This is a genomic window from Eubacterium callanderi (assembly GCF_900142645.1).
Lineage (GTDB): Bacteria > Bacillota > Clostridia > Eubacteriales > Eubacteriaceae > Eubacterium > Eubacterium callanderi.
In genome coordinates, this window is the sequence record NZ_FRBP01000006.1 from 127,974 (window position 1) to 146,178 (window position 18,205).

General features: G+C 47.4%; 19 protein-coding genes. 18 read left to right on the forward strand and 1 reads right to left on the reverse strand.

Annotation, left to right across the window (positions count from 1 at the left end):
* The first annotated feature begins 14 nt into the window (after positions 1–14).
* The 17 genes from argJ to BUC22_RS09340 all read left to right on the forward strand — a co-directional run bounded on the left by argJ (position 15) and on the right by BUC22_RS09340 (position 16,513).
* Positions 15–1,247: a bifunctional glutamate N-acetyltransferase/amino-acid acetyltransferase ArgJ gene (gene argJ / locus BUC22_RS09260; protein ID WP_013380484.1), complete on the forward strand. Its 1,233-nt coding sequence runs from the start codon at positions 15–17 to the stop codon at positions 1,245–1,247.
* A gap of 38 nt (positions 1,248–1,285) precedes the next feature.
* Positions 1,286–2,182 carry an acetylglutamate kinase gene (argB, locus tag BUC22_RS09265; RefSeq protein WP_013380485.1) on the forward strand — a complete coding sequence of 299 codons (897 nt, stop codon included), beginning with the start codon at positions 1,286–1,288 and terminating at the stop codon, positions 2,180–2,182.
* 25 nt (positions 2,183–2,207) lie between these two features.
* The gene (locus tag BUC22_RS09270) at positions 2,208–3,392 is read left to right on the forward strand and encodes an acetylornithine transaminase (RefSeq protein ID WP_013380486.1); all 1,185 of its coding nucleotides are present in this window, start codon (positions 2,208–2,210) and stop codon (positions 3,390–3,392) included.
* 263 nt (positions 3,393–3,655) lie between these two features.
* Positions 3,656–3,964 carry a hypothetical protein gene (locus tag BUC22_RS09275; RefSeq protein ID WP_013380488.1) on the forward strand — a complete coding sequence of 103 codons (309 nt, stop codon included), beginning with the start codon at positions 3,656–3,658 and terminating at the stop codon, positions 3,962–3,964.
* On the forward strand, positions 3,961–5,835 hold the full coding sequence (locus BUC22_RS09280) for a V-type ATP synthase subunit I (RefSeq protein WP_013380489.1): 1,875 nt from the start codon (positions 3,961–3,963) through the stop codon (positions 5,833–5,835). The genes BUC22_RS09275 and BUC22_RS09280 overlap by 4 nt, the downstream gene beginning before the upstream one ends.
* 13 nt (positions 5,836–5,848) lie before the next feature.
* Entirely contained in the window at positions 5,849–6,322 is a 474-nt protein-coding gene (locus tag BUC22_RS09285) for a V-type ATP synthase subunit K (protein WP_013380490.1), read from the forward strand.
* 35 nt (positions 6,323–6,357) lie between these two features.
* Positions 6,358–6,963, forward strand: coding sequence for a V-type ATP synthase subunit E (locus BUC22_RS09290; RefSeq protein WP_013380491.1), 606 nt, complete (start codon positions 6,358–6,360; stop codon positions 6,961–6,963).
* 3 nt (positions 6,964–6,966) lie between these two features.
* Positions 6,967–7,938, forward strand: a complete 972-nt coding sequence (locus BUC22_RS09295; RefSeq protein WP_013380492.1) for a V-type ATPase subunit — start codon at positions 6,967–6,969, stop codon at positions 7,936–7,938.
* A gap of 9 nt (positions 7,939–7,947) precedes the next feature.
* The gene (locus BUC22_RS09300) at positions 7,948–8,265 is read left to right on the forward strand and encodes a V-type ATP synthase subunit F (RefSeq protein WP_013380493.1); all 318 of its coding nucleotides are present in this window, start codon (positions 7,948–7,950) and stop codon (positions 8,263–8,265) included.
* A gap of 25 nt (positions 8,266–8,290) precedes the next feature.
* Positions 8,291–10,096 (forward strand): V-type ATP synthase subunit A, encoded by a 1,806-nt coding sequence (locus BUC22_RS09305; RefSeq protein WP_013380494.1) that lies wholly within the window; start codon positions 8,291–8,293, stop codon positions 10,094–10,096.
* Positions 10,089–11,498, forward strand: coding sequence for a V-type ATP synthase subunit B (locus BUC22_RS09310; RefSeq protein WP_013380495.1), 1,410 nt, complete (start codon positions 10,089–10,091; stop codon positions 11,496–11,498). The genes BUC22_RS09305 and BUC22_RS09310 overlap by 8 nt, the downstream gene beginning before the upstream one ends.
* Positions 11,499–11,501: 3 nt before the next feature.
* Positions 11,502–12,137, forward strand: coding sequence for a V-type ATP synthase subunit D (locus BUC22_RS09315; protein ID WP_013380496.1), 636 nt, complete (start codon positions 11,502–11,504; stop codon positions 12,135–12,137).
* A 324-nt stretch (positions 12,138–12,461) separates the two neighbouring features.
* Positions 12,462–12,629 (forward strand): zinc-ribbon domain-containing protein, encoded by a 168-nt coding sequence (locus tag BUC22_RS09320; RefSeq protein ID WP_013380498.1) that lies wholly within the window; start codon positions 12,462–12,464, stop codon positions 12,627–12,629.
* 46 nt (positions 12,630–12,675) lie between these two features.
* A complete protein-coding gene (locus BUC22_RS09325; protein WP_013380499.1) occupies positions 12,676–12,957 on the forward strand; it encodes a GIY-YIG nuclease family protein in 282 nt (93 codons plus the stop codon).
* Positions 12,958–12,970: 13 nt separating this feature from the next.
* Positions 12,971–13,981: an ion channel gene (locus BUC22_RS09330; RefSeq protein ID WP_013380500.1), complete on the forward strand. Its 1,011-nt coding sequence runs from the start codon at positions 12,971–12,973 to the stop codon at positions 13,979–13,981.
* Positions 13,978–15,054, forward strand: a complete 1,077-nt coding sequence (locus tag BUC22_RS09335; protein WP_013380501.1) for a ComEC/Rec2 family competence protein — start codon at positions 13,978–13,980, stop codon at positions 15,052–15,054. Before BUC22_RS09330 ends, BUC22_RS09335 begins: the two co-directional genes overlap by 4 nt.
* Before the next feature lie 31 nt (positions 15,055–15,085).
* Positions 15,086–16,513, forward strand: coding sequence for a 5-bromo-4-chloroindolyl phosphate hydrolysis family protein (locus BUC22_RS09340; RefSeq protein ID WP_013380502.1), 1,428 nt, complete (start codon positions 15,086–15,088; stop codon positions 16,511–16,513).
* 60 nt (positions 16,514–16,573) lie between these two features.
* Here the strand turns inward: BUC22_RS09340 and ilvA are convergent, their stop codons facing one another.
* Complete coding sequence (ilvA, locus tag BUC22_RS09345; protein ID WP_073382857.1) at positions 16,574–17,779, reverse strand: threonine ammonia-lyase; 1,206 nt, start codon at positions 17,777–17,779, stop codon at positions 16,574–16,576.
* A gap of 214 nt (positions 17,780–17,993) precedes the next feature.
* Between ilvA and BUC22_RS09350 the strand changes: the two genes are divergently transcribed.
* A complete protein-coding gene (locus tag BUC22_RS09350; RefSeq protein ID WP_013380504.1) occupies positions 17,994–18,194 on the forward strand; it encodes a hypothetical protein in 201 nt (66 codons plus the stop codon).
* The last annotated feature ends 11 nt before the right edge of the window (positions 18,195–18,205 follow it).

Genomic DNA, 18,205 nt, shown 5'->3' on the forward strand with positions numbered 1-18,205 from the left:
GAAAGGAACACGATATGAAAATAATTGATGGCGGCGTTTTAGCCGCAAAAGGCTTTAAAGCCGCTGGTATTGCCGCCGGTATAAAGGATAACGGAAATAAGGATATGGCGCTTCTGTTTGCGGATAAGCCCGCGGCAACAGCCATCATGACCACTTCCAACATGGTTCAGGCAGCGCCCGTTCAATGGGATAAGGCAGTGATGATCGAGTCCCCCTATAAGCGCGCGGTCGTGGTCAACAGCGGAAACGCAAATGCCTGCACTGGGGAAACCGGTATGCGCCATGTGGAGCAGACCGCCGGTGCTGCGGCCGAGCTTCTCGGCGTAAGCACACAGGAGGTACTGGTATCCTCCACTGGCGTCATCGGCGTGGTGATGCCCATTGACAAAATTTTAAAGGGTGTACAGACCCTGGTAGATGAGCTCGGGGATGATGCGCAGCATGCGGATGACGCGGCCCACGGCATTATCACCACAGACCTGACCACCAAATCCATTGCGGTGGAGATCGAGCTGGATGGAAAAACGGTTCATATCGGCGGGATGGCCAAAGGCTCAGGGATGATCTGCCCAAACATGGCCACCATGCTTTCCTACGTCACAACCGACGCCGCCATTGAACCGGAATGTCTGCAGAAGCTGCTCGCTAAAATCACCCAGGATACTTACAATATGATGTCTGTAGATGGCGATATGAGCACAAACGACACGGTTGTAGTGATGGCAAGCGGTGAGGCAGGAAACAAAGAAATCACACTTAATGACGTGACCTCACAGGATTTCGCCGTATTCAGTGAGGCTCTTTATTATGTCAATGAGCACCTCGCAAAATCCATCATCCGCGACGGGGAAGGGGCAACCAAATTTGTCGAGGTAACTGTCTCTGGAGCAGCGACAGATAAAGATGCCCGCATTCTGGCGAAAGCCGTTATTAAATCCAGTCTGGTAAAGACCGCTCTCTTTGGAGAGGACGCTAACTGGGGCCGCGTTCTTTCGTCACTCGGAGCGTCCGGGGTCGTTTTCGACCCGCTTAAGGTCACCCTGGTATTTTTCAGCAGCGCTGGGATGATCACACTCCTGAACGAAGGGGTACCCATCGCTTTTGATGAGGATATGGCTAAAAAAGTGCTGTCTGAAAAAGAAATCTCCATCATGGTAACCCTCAAAGCGGGCGAAGACAAAGCAACGGCCTGGGGCTGCGATTTATCCTACGATTATGTTAAAATCAACGGCGATTACCGCTCTTAATTCACATACAAAACAATCAATCAGAGAAGGAAGTAAAAATGTCAGATAATACACAGAACATGGCGCAGTACATCGAAAAGGCCAATATCCTGGTCGAAGCGCTGCCTTATATCAAACAATTCAGAAAGAAAACAGTTGTCATCAAATACGGCGGCAGCTTTATGTATGACAATGATATTAAAAAATCCGTCATGGACGACATCGCCCTCATGAAGCTGGTAGGCCTGCGCCCTATTGTGGTCCACGGCGGCGGTAAGGACATCTCCGCATTTTTAAACAACCTGGATATCCAGACCGAGTTCATTGACGGTCTGCGCGTTACCAACGACGATGTCATCGAAGTGGCTGAGATGGTGCTCTCCGGTAAAATCAACAAGGAAATTGTCCAGCTTCTGGAAGACCGTGATATTACTGCGGTCGGCATCTCCGGTAAGGACGGCGGCATGCTTAAGGTGAGAAAGAAATTTGTCAATGGTCTGGACATCGGCTTTGTCGGCGATATTGTCAGGGTAAAGAGCGATCTCCTTCAGACATTGCTCAAAAGCGACTATATTCCAGTCATTGCCCCGATCGGGAGTGACAAATACGGGCAGAGCTACAACATAAACGCAGACCATGTGGCTTATGCCATCGCCAAAGAGCTGAAGGCTGAAAAGCTGGTTTACCTCACAGATACTGACGGGGTCTACATGGATGCCAACGATCCGGACTCCATTATCCGCAGGTTAGATGTCGATGAGGTTGAACGTCTTATTGAAGAGGGAATTATATCCGGCGGCATGATCCCGAAGGTGGAAAATTCTGTGGACGCGATTCGCTCCGGGGTCAATTCTGTCCATATACTGGACGGGAAGGTTGAGCACTCTCTGCTGCTCGAACTCTTTACCGCGGCAGGCTGCGGGACAATGATCCGCCAATCGCTGACACAAGCATAAATATGAACATTTAGGAGATAAAGACATGAACAAAAGTGAAGTGCTGATTAACCGGGCAGAGAAAGTAATCATGCCCACCTACGCACGGTTTCCCATTGCTTTCGAAAGTGGCAATGGCTGTGTTTTAAAAGATGTGAACGGAAAAGAATATCTGGATTGTGTAGCCGGCATCGCGGTAGACTGTCTGGGCCATAACCACCCGGGCCTCAATGCTGCCATCGCGGACCAATGCCAGAAAATCATGCATGTTTCCAATCTTTACTGGACCGAGCCTCAGATTGACGCAGCGGAAATGCTGGTAAAGGCCAGCGGGCTGGACAAGGTTTTTTTCTGTAACAGCGGCGCCGAAGCCAATGAAGCGGCCTTAAAGCTTGTGCGGATTTACGCCAAGCAGTTTAAAAGTGAATACGCGGTTGAGATCATCGCCATGGATCATTCCTTCCACGGCCGTACATACGGCTCCATTACCGCCACAGGCCAGGAAAAATACCATAAGGGACTAGATCCCCTGCTGCCTGGAATTTCGCATGTTCCATTCAATGACTTTGATGCCTTGAAAGCAGCGGTGACTGATAAAACCTGCGCAGTGCTGCTTGAACCCATCCAGGGCGAGGGCGGTATTTATCCGGCTGATCATGAATATTTACAGGCAGTCCGCAAGCTCTGTGACGACGAAAACCTCGTCTTGATTTTTGATGAAGTTCAGTGTGGTATGGGCCGTTCCGGAAAATTCTTTGCTTACCAGCACTACAATCTGAAGCCAGATGTCGTGTGTATGGCCAAGGGCATCGCAGGCGGTTTCCCCATGGGCGGCATCATCGCCTGTGATAAGGTGGCTCAGGTCTTTACACCAGGCACCCACGCCTCCACCTTTGGCGGTAATCCACTGGCCTCGGCTGCCTCCCGCTATGTATTGAGCGTGATCACCGGCGATGGTTTTCTGGACGAAGTAGCAGAAAAGGGAAGCTATCTGATGGAAAAGCTGCGTGTACTTAAAGAAGAACATAAATGCATTACGGATGTGCGTGGTATGGGGTTAATGATCGGAGTCGCTGTTTCAGTCCCTACTGGCGAAATCATAAACAAAGCGATGGAAAAAGGTCTTCTTTTAGTAGGAGCAGGTAGTGACGCCATAAGATTTGTTCCTCCATTAACTATTAATAAAGAGGAAATTGACCGGGCCGTCGAAATTTTTGAAGAATGTCTATAAATTTTTGTTGAAAACCCCTTTAACCCATGATAATATATTATCATGGGTTTTCTTTTAAATTTTTTTTTGAAACGAACGGGTGCAAAAGACAGTGTCTGTCTTTTGTTTTAAAAACAAACCTGTAAACGTCAACAAAAAAGATTGCTTTTAAGTCCAATTATTTCTTTTGCTGCTGAAAGAATCTGGGTATAAAGACAGAAGCGGTCATAAAGAATAAAGAAAATCTGAATTTGTGTGAATTTGAGAGTAAAGGTGGTGATTAAATGTCGATTCTGGATTCAATCAACAAGGCTGAAGAGCGTGCAGCAGAAATGCGTTCGGAGGCAAAAGCAAAAGCGCGTGAAACCCTGCGTCAGGCCGAGGCCGAAGCCAGGGAAAAGGGCGACGCATTGATTCTTGAGGCCAAGGAAGCTTCTGAAGCAGTTCTTCTGCAGGAGGAGGCATTGGCCGAAAAAGAAATGGAACGCGTCCTTCACGATGCGGGTCTCGCAGATGAGAAGATGGCTGAAAATGCCAGGACTCGTGTCCCGAAGGCGGTTGAATTTATTTTGGAAAGGGTAGAAACGCAATGATTATTCCAATGAAAAAAGCAAAGCTCATTGCCCTGAAGGAAGATAAGGAAGCTCTTCTGCTTTCACTTCAGAGGTGCGGTGAGTTCATGGCTATTCCACCCGACGAAGAGACAGAACAAACCGCAAAAAATGAACAGATTGATTTAGACGTACAGCAGGCAGATGCCATGCTGCGGTTTATGCAGCGTTATCAGAAAAAGAAAAGCTTTTTCAGCGACCGCCCGGTATATGGTTACGATGAGTTTATTAAGCGTAACGAAAAGGGCGAAGCTCTGGTTCAGGAAACCTCAGCGATCTCGGATAAGCTTTCAGCAGCACATTCTGAAATTATGACGTTGAAATCCGAGTGCTCCCAGCTGGAGCCATGGCTTTCGATGGATGTTCCCATCGAAGAGCTGAGACCAACGCAGTACACCAATTTTCATATTGGGTATCTGCCACCTCTCGTACATGAAGAAATCGTTGCCGCTGTGGCGGAACACAATGCTGAAATTCAGCTTTTTGGAAAAACAGCTGAAGGCCAGGCAGCTCTGATTGTCTCCTTCATGGAGGACGATGCCGCTCTTTCAGACAATATCAAGGTTCTTGGTTTTGTAGAGGCATCCCTCCCGAGAGTAACAGGAACCGCGTCTGAAATCAGCAAGAGCAATCAGGAAAAAATTGAGCTTCTGGAAAAGGATATTGAATCCTATGAAAAACAGATGGCTGAGCTGGCCGGGTCACAGCAGGAGCTTGAACTTCTGAGTGAACAGTATAAAGCCGAGCAGGAACGCCAGTCTGTAAAGTTCATGGAAACGGTTGAAACAGTTTGTGTGGAAGGCTGGGTAAGAAATGACCGGATGGAATCGGTTGAAAATGCCGTCAGCCAGGTAACAGACGTATATGATCTGGAATACAGCGACCCAGAGGAAGGCGAACAGCCCCCGACAGCACTGAAAAATAAAAAGTTCTGGAAGCCCTTTGAGTCAATTACAGATATGTACTCCCCGCCAAAGCCGGGAACCATCGATCCTACACCAGTGTCCGCACCGTGGTTTTGGGTAATTTTCGGGATGATGATGGGGGACTTTGGCTACGGAGCGCTCATGGCCATTATCTTTGGACTCATGAAAAAGATCATGAAACCAAAGGGACAGTTTGGTATGCTGGTTACACTTTTGTTTTATTCCAGCATCACAACCATGATTTTTGGGATACTTTTCGGCAGCTATTTTGGTGAAACCTTTCATCCCATTCTCTTCTCGCCGCTGGATAACCCGGTAGCGATGCTGATCTTTTCTCTGGTGATCGGGGTGCTCCATATCTTCTCGGGTATGGCCATCAAAATCGTAGAGCAGGTCCGCGCCGGCCATGTGCTGGACGCGATCTTTGATCAGGTCAGCTGGATGCTGCTGATTGCCGGCGCAGGTTTGATCTTTTTAGAACAGACCAGAACCGTGGGAATGGTCCTCGCCATTGTGGGCGCGGTCATTATCCTCTTTACAGCAGGCCGTGAAAAGAAAAATATTGTGGGCAAGGCATTCGGCGGTATTATGGGACTTTATGATGTCACCAGCTACCTGAGTGATATTCTGTCCTATGCCCGTATTCTTGCTTTAGGACTGGCCACCGGCGTTATCGCCATGGTTATGAATATTCTGGCCGGAATGGTGCAGATCAATGTGCTCGGGTTTATCTTATCCCTTGTGATCTACTTTATCGGCCATGCTTTCAATATCACAATGAGCCTCCTGTCCGCTTATGTGCACGACAGCCGTCTCCAGTATATTGAATTTTTTAATAAGTTTTACGATGGCGGTGGTTATAACTTCGAACCACTGGCAATTCAGACAAAATCAATAGATGTCATTGACAATTCTAAAGAAGTTTAGGAGGAATGAAATCATGTCTTTAGGTTTAGCATTAGCTATTTTTGGTGCAGCAATCGCTGCCGGTTTAGCAGGTATTGGTTCTGCCAAGGGTGTTCAGATTAGTGGTGAAGCCGCAGCAGGCGTTGTTGCGGAACGTCCGGAAATGTTCGGTAAAATGCTTGTACTCCAGGCACTGCCAGGCACACAGGGGATCTATGGCTTCCTGACAGCGGTTCTTATCATGGTTCAGATCGGTATTTTAGGGGGCACCCCTCTTGATTTAAGTTTATATCAGGGAATGTCTTTCCTGGCAGCCGGTTTCCCAATCGGCATCGTTGGCTTACTCTCCGGGATTGCCCAGGGGAAAGCCGCTGCAGCGTCTATTCATATGACCGCCAAGGATGAATCTGCTTTCGCAAAAGGGATCACCATTACCGCGATCGTAGAAACTTACGCGATCTTAGCCTTACTCGTATCCATCCTGTTAATCTACAGCATCCAGTTATAAAAACTGCAAAACACGTGAAAGTGAGGTGACAGCGTGTGAGTGCCGATAAAATTATTGAAAAAATCCTGGAAAAGGCCAATGAAGATGTGGCTTTGATCGAACAGGAAACGGCAGAAAAGGTTCAGTCCTCTGTGGCCGCCATTGAGCGCCGTACAGAGCTGACATTGAACGCGCTAAAAAATAAAGAAAAGGCCGATGTGGAGGAAGTCCACCGCAGAAGCCAGCTGATGACCCGTTTAGATTCCAGAAAAAACATTCTGGCCGTCAAACGTAAGGTTATCGATGAAGTTTTTGACAAAGCAAGAACAGCTCTCGACACTCTTGACGAAAGCCGCTACGAAGCGCTCGTGACAAAGATTGTCGTGAATGGCTCTGAAACCGGAACCGAAAAACTGCAAGTCCCTGAAAAGGATATGAAGCGGTACAGTGACGGTCTGCTGAACAAGCTGAACGCCGCCCTTAAGGAAGCCGGAAAAATTGGAGAGCTGACCCTTGACGAAACACCGGCATCTTTTAATTCCGGCGTTATGCTCATCGGTGAAATGAGCGATGTCAATGGCTCCTTCGATGTTCTCATCGATGACGCCCGCGAAAAATATGAGCGAGAGGTTGCAGAAATGCTTTTTGAAGTGGAGGTGTAGGCCATGTCTGAAACCAGTTATCCCTATGCAATAGGGCGTATCAAGGTGCAGGAAGCAGGCCTTATCGACCGGACACGCTGGAACCGCCTCTGGGAGGCCGATGAAACCGAAGCGCTCAAGCTCCTGGATGAAATCGGCTATGGCGCAGAAGCCAAGGACCACAGCCAGCTCGATAACCTGATTGACGCAGAGCTGACCAAAACCCGGAACCTCATCAATGAGATCACCCCGGATAAGACGGTAACTGATCTTCTGCTTATCCCAACAGATGTCCATAACATCAAAGCCATATTAAAAGGACAGCTGCAGCGGGTCGAAGTCGAAAACCTTCTGCTTGAAGGCGGCGGCATTCCGCTGGATATTCTTCAGAAAGCCCTGGAGCACGGTGATTACAGTCTTTTGCCGGAATGCTTCAGAGAGCCATTGAAGCGTCTTGAGGATGTCACCGACCCCAGAGTCATCAGTGTGACCATTGATAACGCGGCTTATGCACAGATTTTAGAAACCTTATCACAGCAGAAGCATTCAAGCGAGCTGCTGAAAAAATATTACAAAGCAAAAATTGATTTTACCAATATTCTGACAGTACTCAGAGCCAATATTCTGGACTGGGGGACCTTCAAGGTAAAACCTCTGTTGATACCAGGCGGTGAAATCGAAGAAAAGGCACTGCTTGACGCAACGGATATTCCGAATGAACAGCTGGCAAAACAGCTGGGACACGGAGAACACAGCATTCTGATCAAGTCTGTTCTTGAACGCTATGCACAGGACGGAAATTTGTCAGAAGTCGAACAGAAGTTTGAAGATGCGGCTTTCAACATGATTCACGAACGAAGGAGTGATTCCTTCAGCATCGGCCCCATCGCAAACTACCTGTTCCAACGTCAGGTTGAAGGAAAGGCCCTTCGGGTCATGTTTGCGGGTAAACGCTCCGGTATTAAAATACCGCTCGCGGAACTCGGCGTTATTTAGGAGGAAATCATGAGTGAGCAAGCTAAATTAGCCGTTATCGGCGATCAGGATTCCATCATGGTTTTCCAGGCGCTCGGAGTTCGCACCGTTTATGCCAATGCAGCGAAGGATATCGAAAAAGCCATCCACGCGCTGGCCAAAGAAGAAACAGCTGTCATTTACATTACCGAACAGGCCGCCGCCCTGGTGCCGGAAGCCATTGAAAAGTATAAAACAGAGCCCTTTCCAGCCATCATCCCAATTCCAAACCGTTTTGGAACCAACGGATTAGGCATGAAGGGGATTCAGGATAACATTGAAAAAGCCATTGGCGCAGATATTTTATAAACTATAGAAAGGGGTGGATAGAACGATGATTCAGCCCAATGAACAATCAACCATGAAGCAAGTAGGGACAATTGTCAAGGTTGCCGGTCCGCTGATTGTAGCAACCGGCCTGGCCGATGTTCAGATGTTTGACGTTGTCCGAGTCAGTGAAAAACGACTCATTGGTGAAGTAATTGAATTAAGAGGTGACAGAGCCTCTATCCAGGTATATGAAGAAACCGCCGGCCTAGGCCCAGGCGAACCCGTATATGTGACAGGTGAACCCCTGTCCGTTGATTTGGCCCCTGGCCTGATTGAAAGTATTTTTGACGGTATCCAGAGACCGCTGACCACCATTTACAACGAATCCGGAGACCGTATCAGCAGAGGGATTGATGTTCCCAAGCTTGACCGCGAAAAGAAATGGCCCTTTGTACCGGCCTGCCAGAAAGGCGATGTGCTAAAACCCGGCGATGTGATCGGTACTGTACAGGAAACACCGGCAGTGCTTCAGAAAATCATGATGCCGCCAAAACTGGAAGGAACCGTTGATTGGGTTTTCGACGGTGAAGCCAATATTGTCGAACCCATTGCCAGAATTAAGAAAAAGGACGGAGAGATCGTGGAAGTGCCCATGCTCAGAAGCTGGCCAGTGCGACGCGGCCGTCCCTATACAGAAAAAATCGCACCCGATGAACCCATGGTCACCGGCCAACGCGTCATTGACACGCTGTTCCCGATCGCCAAGGGCGGTATCGCCGCTATTCCAGGACCGTTCGGTTCCGGTAAAACCGTTGTACAGCATCAGCTGGCAAAATGGGCCGATGCCGACATCATTGTCTACATTGGCTGTGGCGAACGTGGTAATGAAATGACCGATGTTCTGATGGAATTCCCGGAACTGCATGACCCGCGTACCGGCCTGTCCCTGATGAAGCGTACCGTTCTTATCGCAAATACCTCAGATATGCCCGTAGCCGCCCGTGAAGCATCCATCTATACCGGTATCACAATCGCGGAATACTTCCGTGATATGGGCTATAAAGTGGCAATTATGGCCGACTCCACATCACGCTGGGCCGAGGCGCTGCGTGAAATGTCCGGCCGTCTTGAAGAAATGCCTGGTGAAGAAGGCTACCCAGCCTATCTTTCCTCCAGATTGGCAGAATTCTACGAACGTGCAGGCTTTGTCAAATGCCTTGGCTCAGAAGATCGTTATGGCGCTATTTCCGCCATAGGGGCCGTATCACCTCCGGGTGGTGACATCTCCGAACCCGTATCCCAGGCAACCCTGCGTATCGTTAAGGTATTCTGGAGCCTGAACGCCAACCTGGCGTACAAACGTCACTTCCCAGCCATTGACTGGCTGCAGAGCTACTCGCTGTACAGTGACAAAATGAATGTTTATTTTGACAAATCAGTTGAGACCGACTGGTCTGTTCATGTTCGCCAGACCATGCAGATCCTCCAGGAAGAAGCTGAGCTGGATGAAATTGTCCGTCTCGTCGGGGTAGACGCCCTGGGCTTTAAGGACCGCCTGACACTGGAGTGCGCTCAGTCGATCCGTGAGGATTACCTGCACCAGTCTGCTTTTGACGATATTGATACCTATTCTTCTCTTGAAAAACAATACGCCATGCTGAGCATGATTCTGGCCTGGTACGAAAAAGGCGTTGCCGCCCTTGAATTGAACGTGCCCTTTGCTAAAATCATCACCATGGATATCCGGGAAAAAATTGCCCGTATGAAATACGTACCGGAAGACCAGAAAGAAGAACGCTTCCCGGCCATTGCCGCCGAAATGGAAGCTGAGTTCTTAGCACTGATGGAAGGAAGTGGTGACGATGAATAAAGAGTACAAAACCATTAGTGAAGTCGTCGGCCCATTGATGCTGGTCGACCATGTAGAAGGTGTAAAATACGACGAGCTGGTCGAAATCGAGCAGGCCGACGGTGAAAAACGTCTTGGTAAAGTTCTCGAGGTCAATGGCGATAAAGCCATGGTACAGCTCTATGAAAGCTCCCAGGGCCTGCGAATCTCAAACTCCAAAGTACGTTTCCAGGGCCACGGCATCGAGCTCGGCGTGAGCAAGGATATGCTCGGCCGTGTATTTGACGGTATGGGACGCCCAACCGACGGCGGCCCGGAAATTATTCCGGAAAAGAAACTGGACATCAACGGTTCACCGATGAACCCAGTTGCCCGCGATTACCCTGCTGAATTTATTCAGACAGGCGTTTCTGCCATCGATGGTCTGAACACTCTGGTTCGTGGACAAAAACTGCCGGTATTCTCCGGCTCTGGTCTGCCGCACGCGCAGCTGGCGGCACAGATTGCCCGCCAGGCCCGCGTTCTCGACAACGACGAAGGTTTTGCCGTTGTCTTTGCCGCCATCGGGATCACCTTTGAAGAAGCAGACTTCTTCGTCAAGGATTTCCGCCGTACAGGCGCTATCGAACGTGCAGTGCTGTTTATGAACTACGCCAACGACCCGGCTGTCGAACGTATTTCCACACCACGTATGGCAATCACCTGTGCCGAGTATCTGGCCTATGAGCTGGATATGCAGGTGCTGGTCATCCTGACCGATATCACCAACTACGCCGAGGCACTGCGTGAAGTCTCCGCAGCCCGAAAGGAAGTCCCAGGCCGCCGTGGCTATCCTGGCTACCTGTATACCGACCTCGCGACCCTGTATGAACGTGCCGGCCGTATGCGAGGTAAAAAAGGCTCCATCACCCAGATTCCAATCCTCTCCATGCCTGAAGATGATAAAACTCACCCAATTCCCGACTTAACCGGGTATATCACCGAAGGCCAGATTATCTTATCCAGAGATCTGTACAGAAGAGGGATTGAGCCTCCGATCGATGTATTGCCATCGCTCAGCCGTCTTAAAGATAAGGGAATCGGGGAAGGCAAGACCCGTAAAGATCACGCTGATACCATGAACCAGCTGTTCTCAGCCTATGCCCGTGGGAAGGACGCCAAGGAACTGGCTGTTATCCTGGGGGACGCAGCGCTGTCTGATGTCGATAAAATCTACGCGCGCTTTGCAACAGAATTTGAGGAACGCTATGTATCCCAGGGCTTTGAGACCAACCGGACCATCGAAGAAACCCTGACCATTGGCTGGGAGCTTTTATCCATCCTGCCGCGTACAGAGCTCAAACGTATTAAGGACGAATATATTGATGAATACATTCCCTCTCCGCTAAGTGAAGACGATGATATCATAGACGAGGAGGAATAAGCCATGGCTATTCGTGTAAATCCTACCCGGATGGAGCTGACCCGTCTCAAGAAAAGGCTTAAGACAGCCACAAGAGGCCATAAGCTCTTAAAGGATAAACGGGACGAAATGGTAAGGCGTTTTATGGGATATATCCGCAGAAATAAAGAACTCCGGGAAGAAATTGAAGAGCAGCTGGGTGCTGCCATGGGACGTTTTGCCATTGCCGGCGCCAGAATGGGCGAGGCAGCGGTAACCGAGGCGCTTTTGTGTCCGGCCCGTGAAGCGACCATAGAGCTTGGAAAACAAAACATCATGAATGTCGATGTGCCGACCATCAAGTACACAGCCATTGAAGGCGGTACAGATCTGCCGTACGGCTTTGCCTTTACATCAGGCGAGCTGGACGGCGCGGTACTGGACATGGCAGCTCTTTTACCGCTGCTCATCGAGCTGGCAGAGGTTGAAAAAACCTGTAACATGCTGGCTGATGAAATTGAAAAGACAAGACGCCGTGTCAACGCACTGGAACACGTCATGATTCCGGAAATGCTGGAAACCATCAAGTACATTACCATGAAGCTGGAAGATAACGAGCGTGGAAACATTACCCGTTTGATGAAGGTTAAGGAAATGATGGTATCGGAAAATCAAAATTAATACGTTTCGTAATTAATTTTAGAAAATATAAAAATAGTCATTGCGCAACGATACGCAATGACTATTTTTTTTATTTTACAGATTTGGTAAGCACAGCACAATTTTGCGCTGTGCCCTTTAAAAAACAAAAACATAAAATGCAAAATTAACACAATTCTGGTAGAAATCGCTTTACAAACAACAAATAATTAGTGTATAATAAACCCATAGTATAGTAATGATTACATTGATTTCAAATGGTTACCATGTCCTGAAACATCTACTCCATTTAAAAACTGAATCAGACCCTGTACAAGAAATTTTAAATGGAGGTAACTAGACACAATGGAAGATAAAACTTTAGTTTGTCAGGATTGTGGTGCTGAATTTGTATTCACTGTTGGTGAACAGGAATTTTACAAAGAAAAAGGCTTCGATAACGAACCTAAAAGATGTAAAGAATGCAGATCTAAAAGAAAACAGTCTACCAGAAGACCAAGAAACGAGTTCTAGGACTGTCCCAAATGGAATTTAAAGATCCCTCCGGGGATCTTTTTTAATGAAAAATATCATTAAGGATGACATACTGTTTATGGACAAACACTACGTGTATATATTAAAATGTAAAGATAGCAGCCTGTATACAGGTTGGACAACCGACATCGAAAAGCGCCTGAAAGCCCACAACAGCGGCAAAGGTGCCAAGTATACTAAAAGCCGCAAACCGGTTGAGCTGGTATACAAAGAGGAATTTGACAATAAAAGCGACGCGCTGCGGCGTGAAGCCGCGATCAAAAGCCTCACCCGTAAGCAAAAGCTGGCGCTCATTAATAAACATTAGAGAGGTACGTAGAATGGATAATGTAGTAAATGATCTGACCGTGCATCAGACTCTGGCAAACGGCAACGCCATTCTGATTTTTTATGATATTTTTGTCCTCTGTCTTTTTCTGTTTGAGGTGTTTTTATATATCAACAGAGAGCACTACAAAGCTCTTCTGCGCAAGAATATGGAAGCCGGGACACGGATCCGTCCAGTGCGCCGCTATCTCCTAAAATTAACCCGCTATTACGACCGTCACGGGCTTCTGACCGTAAACGCCCTGCTTTTAGTCATCTCGGTTATTGCTATCTCCATGAGCCATATGGTCACTGTGCGCGAGATTCTGGGTTTGGTGGCTACTTTCATCATCTTCATTGTTATCATGTATTTTGTGCAAAAGCTTTTTGTAGGGCTTGATCAATTTGAGGATGACATGGTTAGCCGTTATGTCGATGTTATTTTTTATCTGCTGCTGGGCCATTCCTTTGTCTATTTTGCCAGCTTTGTATCCCGGCCAAGCCTTCTTCTGACCTTTATCGGACTCCTTTTCGCCCTGTTTTTGTGCTTTTCTGTCATGATCCGCGCCATTATCAATCCCAATATTTTGATGAAGCCCACCAATGAACGGCGCAGAAACCGCGAGGCTTTTGGTATCATAAAGGGTATGGGCGCCTTGATGGGATGTGAGCTGGGAATCCTGTATTTAATGATCTACAGCTGCTGGAAAACCAACCCCTTTTTCTTTCAGCACGCCACAGAACGGCCTCTAGACTATCTGGACCTGCTCTATTATCTGTTTGTATCCTTTTCTACCATCGGATATGGCGATATTTATCCGGTTCGCGTGGAAGGCATGTTTTACAGCCAGTTTACTGCCATTGTTATTTCAGTTACCAGCATTTTCAGCACAGCCTGCTTTGTCGGCGCTATTATCTCCGGCGCTTACAGCATCGGCCAGCAAAACCGGGAAAAGCAGGCGAGGGAAGAAGATACAAAGGAAAAATTAATTGACCAAACCATTAAAAAAGAGGAAGAATCGTGACAAAACATAAATTTTTAGGCCTACTGCTGACTGCAGTCTTTCTTGTATTCTCGGTGTTCGGATGCTCCGCGCTTAAGGATGACCCCGGGCTTTCCGTCGATGCGGAGGGAACGCTGCGGGTTCACTATATTGATGTAGGGCAGGGCGACTGTACCCTGATCCAGACGCCAGACAATAAAAATATTCTGATTGATACGGGCAATCCAGAGAATTATGATACCATCAACATTTACCTGAAGGCTCAAAAAGTCGAAAAGCTTGACGTTATGCTCATCACCCATCCACACAGTGACCACATGGGGGCTGCTGAAAAAATTCTAAAAAACTACACTGTCGGAAGCGTCTATCTACCAAAGGTTGCACACAATACGATGCTGTTTGAAAACTTTATGAAAGCTATGAATGAAAAAGGCTTAAAAGCCACTGCCGCCTATGCCGGCGTCAGTATCCCGGCAGGCGATACTGTTTCTATTGATCTTTTTTCTCCGATTGAAGGGAAAAGCTATGCAGAGCTCAATGATTATTCGCCCATCGCCAGAGTAGCCTATGGCGAGACATCGTTTTTATTTACCGGTGACGGGGAAAATGAAGATGAGCAGGATGCCATCGCTCAGGCAGGGTTAAAGCTTAAAAGCGATGTTCTCAAGGTCGGCCATCATGGAAGCGATACCTCTACAGGGGAACTTTTTCTTTCCCTTGTTAATCCGCAGTACGCGGTGATCAGTGTTGGACGGGATAACACCTACGGCCACCCGAGCGAAAACACTTTAAACAAACTGAAGGGAAAAACCATTTTCCAAACGGATAGAGAGGGCAATGTGGTGGCCATCAGCGACGGCCATGGGATCAGCTTCATCACACAAAACAGCGGCAAAATGGAAAACCCGGCACCTGCTGATGAATCCTCGGCCATCTCGGCAAAACCTATCGTCTATATTGGAAACACAAAAACAAAGAAATTTCATCTTACAAGCTGCAGCGGGCTGCCAAAAGCAGATAATCAGACCACTTTTGAAACCCGTGATGATGCTGTGGGGCAGGGCTATACGCCCTGTGGAATCTGCAAGCCATGAGGCATTGAATACGAAGAAAGGAATCGATCATATGGGAATTTTTAAAAAACTATTTGGCGGCAAGGCCTCTTACAAGCCTGGAAAACTGGATTTAAGCCGTCCTGTGCCGCTCGGCGAAATTTTTCCGGATGTCAATCTCGCACACAGCGTGTTAAATGAGCTTAATAAACGTGCAGGAAAAAAGTTATCAAACATTAACGAGACTGTGACCATTGATGATTTAAAGGAAGTCCGCAGTCTGAAGGCGTCAGGCATGGAGATTCGTTCATTGGAGGGCATGGAATATTTATTCAAGCTACAGGAAGCAGATCTGAGCCATAACCTTATTCAGGAAATTCCCTTTAACCTTGAGGATATCACTCGTCTGAATAACAGATATAAAGGCGGCTTCATCCTAAGCCTCTACTCCTTTGTACTTGATCTGAGCGATAACCGCTTCGCCGCAGTGCCTGACCTGGTTCTCCAGTACCGGGCCAAGGAAAGAAACCTGTTCATTGACCTGAGCGATAACCCGGTAATTGATCCTGAGGTCAAAAATCCTTCCGCCGAAGGCTGTGCCGAAGTCATTAAAAAGCATCACTCAGAATTGTCTGTTAAAGATTTTTCATGGCTGCTGTACTATATTAATGCCTACTATCTTGTAAAAACCCAGAAAGGACTCTCGGGTTATGTCGAAACGACTCCTGGAGATTTCACTACAGAGCCTCTTGCTTTTATCAAGAAATCGGAACAGATGCTGGAAAACACCATTTATCCGGAAGGCTTTAATGACCAGCACAATTTTGCGCTGGTCAATGACCGCGGAAGAGCCGCTGTCTCAGTAAAAAAGGCCGAACAGGATGCCATCAAAAAAATGATTGATTTTAAGCTAAAGGACGGACTTCTGCCGACAGGAGCTGACGAACCCTTTAACGCAGCTGCTGACGGCGAAGCCGTCAATGAAACGGCTGTTTTAAATTACTATAACGAAAACACCGATAAACTCTGTCCTGAACTGTTTTCTGATGAGATTTTATCTGACAGCCTCTCCGCAGATAAAAAACGTGTTCTTGAACAGAAAAAGCTTTTAAAGGAAGCAACCGATTGTCTGGATACAGCCATTCATAACACGAAGAACCCCGAGGTTTCAGAAAAGCTTAAAACCATCAAAAACCTTACCGAAAAAATCATGGGCCATATGGAGGAAAATCCAAAGGAGTATCATTTTTCTTTTGAGATCAACTATCTTCCTATGACACTGGACATTATAAGGTCTTATAATAATCTCAACCAGACTGAGGCAGAGACAGCTGAAAACAGACAGGCAAGGGAAAAGATTGAGGCCAGCCTTGACACGATCATCGAGGCTTTCAACAACTATATCAGCCAGTTTGAACAAAACGCCACCATTGATCTCCATTCTGATATTGATTCGCTTTTATCCCTGTTCGAAAGCCATGGCTTAACCGATAAAAAGTAAAAAAAGAGAAGCCCCTGCAGCTTGAAAGGCCTGCAAGTGCTTCTCTTTTTTTATCCGTTTTTACTGTAAATTGTCTTTGAGCCGGTATCCGGCGTCCTTAAGGGCGTTTTCAATTTGGTGGATATGGTCATAATTTCGTGTTTCAAGCTCGATCCTGAGGTAGCAGCCGTTCACATCTGCGTTCTCGCTGGCACGTTCATGGTGGATGGATACCACGTTGCCGCCCATGTCGGCGATGATAGCAGATACGCCCTTCAGCTGTCCGGGCTTATCGACCAGCTCAATATTTAATGAACAGGTACGGCCTGATTTCAGGAGACCGCGTTTGATAACCCGTGAAAGGATCGTGACATCAATATTGCCGCCTGACAACAAACAGACCACCTTTTTGCCCTTGATGGGAAACTTGTTGAACAGAGCGGCCGCGACAGATACAGCCCCGGCGCCTTCAGTAATCAGCTTCTGCTGTTCAATGAGGGTAAGAATTGCAGTTGATATCTCATCGTCTGTGACCGTTGCTATTTCATCCACATATTGCCCGCAGATCTCAAAGGTATGCTTGCCCGGTTCCTTTACCGCTATGCCATCGGCAATGGTCGATACCTCATCCAGGCGCTCGATCTGTTTATCGACGATGGAGTTGAGCATGCTTGGAGCGCCGCTGGCCTGCACGCCATAGACCTTTATATTCGGATTTAAAGATTTGATAGCAAAGGCAATGCCCGAGATCAACCCGCCGCCGCCAATGGGAACAATCACCGCATCCATATCCGGAAGCTGATCCAGTAACTCAAGGCCAATGGTTCCCTGACCGGCGATGACATTCTCATCGTCAAAGGGATGAATAAAAGTATAGCCCATTTCCTGCTGGAGCTCCAGAGCTTTCTGATACGCATCGTCGTAGACACCCTCAACAAGACAGACATCGGCGCCATAATGCTTCGTGGCCTCAACTTTTGAAATCGGGGCGCCGTCTGGCAGGCATATCAGGGCTTTAATACCATTTTTAGTCGCGGCCAGGGCCACACCCTGGGCATGGTTTCCGGCCGAGCAGGCAATAACGCCTTTTTCCTTTTCCGCATCGGTCAGCTGGGAAATTTTATAGTAAGCGCCCCGCACCTTAAAAGAGCCGGTCACTTGGAGATTTTCGGTTTTTAAATAAATTTTTCCATCCGATTTGATCCCCGGGGCGTATATCAAATCTGTTGGTCGAATCACTTTTTTTAACGTATAGCAAGCATGATAGATTTTATCGAGTGTCAGCATGGTTTTCCTTTCTTTCAATCATTCTTTTTTAAGCTGCTAACTGCTAATATACCTCTTGTAAATTTTTTTGTCAAGAAGTTTGGAAATATGATTGGACTTATCCGCTGCCTTATATTATAATTTTATAGTTGAAGCCAAACTGGATACCTGTGGTTCAGAAGGCTGAAACAATACTTCTGTCTTAGGACAGGGGTTAAAAACAGGAGGAATCATCATGACTGGGATTGTGGACCGGATTGAAGGTACAGTAGCCGTGATTGAGCGGGAGGACGGTGTTTTTATAAGCGAACCGGTCTCAAGCTATGGAGCGCCCATTAAAGAAGGATATAAAGTCGACTTGGAGTGTCATGAAGTTTTAGTATCTGATTTTAACAAAGATGATTTGTCTGACATTAACCAATATTTTAACGATTAGTTTAACGGAGG

What these genes read in the sequence shown, in the direction of transcription:
- argJ (WP_013380484.1), top strand. Translation starts at nt 15, where the DNA reads ATGAAAATAATTGATGGCGGCGTTTTAGCCGCAAAAGGCTTTAAAGCC.
- argB (WP_013380485.1), top strand. Translation starts at nt 1,286, where the DNA reads ATGTCAGATAATACACAGAACATGGCGCAGTACATCGAAAAGGCCAAT.
- BUC22_RS09270 (WP_013380486.1), top strand. Translation starts at nt 2,208, where the DNA reads ATGAACAAAAGTGAAGTGCTGATTAACCGGGCAGAGAAAGTAATCATG.
- BUC22_RS09275 (WP_013380488.1), top strand. Translation starts at nt 3,656, where the DNA reads ATGTCGATTCTGGATTCAATCAACAAGGCTGAAGAGCGTGCAGCAGAA.
- BUC22_RS09280 (WP_013380489.1), top strand. Translation starts at nt 3,961, where the DNA reads ATGATTATTCCAATGAAAAAAGCAAAGCTCATTGCCCTGAAGGAAGAT.
- BUC22_RS09285 (WP_013380490.1), top strand. Translation starts at nt 5,849, where the DNA reads ATGTCTTTAGGTTTAGCATTAGCTATTTTTGGTGCAGCAATCGCTGCC.
- BUC22_RS09295 (WP_013380492.1), top strand. Translation starts at nt 6,967, where the DNA reads ATGTCTGAAACCAGTTATCCCTATGCAATAGGGCGTATCAAGGTGCAG.
- BUC22_RS09300 (WP_013380493.1), top strand. Translation starts at nt 7,948, where the DNA reads ATGAGTGAGCAAGCTAAATTAGCCGTTATCGGCGATCAGGATTCCATC.
- BUC22_RS09305 (WP_013380494.1), top strand. Translation starts at nt 8,291, where the DNA reads ATGATTCAGCCCAATGAACAATCAACCATGAAGCAAGTAGGGACAATT.
- BUC22_RS09310 (WP_013380495.1), top strand. Translation starts at nt 10,089, where the DNA reads ATGAATAAAGAGTACAAAACCATTAGTGAAGTCGTCGGCCCATTGATG.
- BUC22_RS09315 (WP_013380496.1), top strand. Translation starts at nt 11,502, where the DNA reads ATGGCTATTCGTGTAAATCCTACCCGGATGGAGCTGACCCGTCTCAAG.
- BUC22_RS09320 (WP_013380498.1), top strand. Translation starts at nt 12,462, where the DNA reads ATGGAAGATAAAACTTTAGTTTGTCAGGATTGTGGTGCTGAATTTGTA.
- BUC22_RS09325 (WP_013380499.1), top strand. Translation starts at nt 12,676, where the DNA reads ATGAAAAATATCATTAAGGATGACATACTGTTTATGGACAAACACTAC.
- BUC22_RS09330 (WP_013380500.1), top strand. Translation starts at nt 12,971, where the DNA reads ATGGATAATGTAGTAAATGATCTGACCGTGCATCAGACTCTGGCAAAC.
- BUC22_RS09340 (WP_013380502.1), top strand. Translation starts at nt 15,086, where the DNA reads ATGGGAATTTTTAAAAAACTATTTGGCGGCAAGGCCTCTTACAAGCCT.
- ilvA (WP_073382857.1), bottom strand. Translation starts at nt 17,779, where the DNA reads ATGCTGACACTCGATAAAATCTATCATGCTTGCTATACGTTAAAAAAA.
- BUC22_RS09350 (WP_013380504.1), top strand. Translation starts at nt 17,994, where the DNA reads ATGACTGGGATTGTGGACCGGATTGAAGGTACAGTAGCCGTGATTGAG.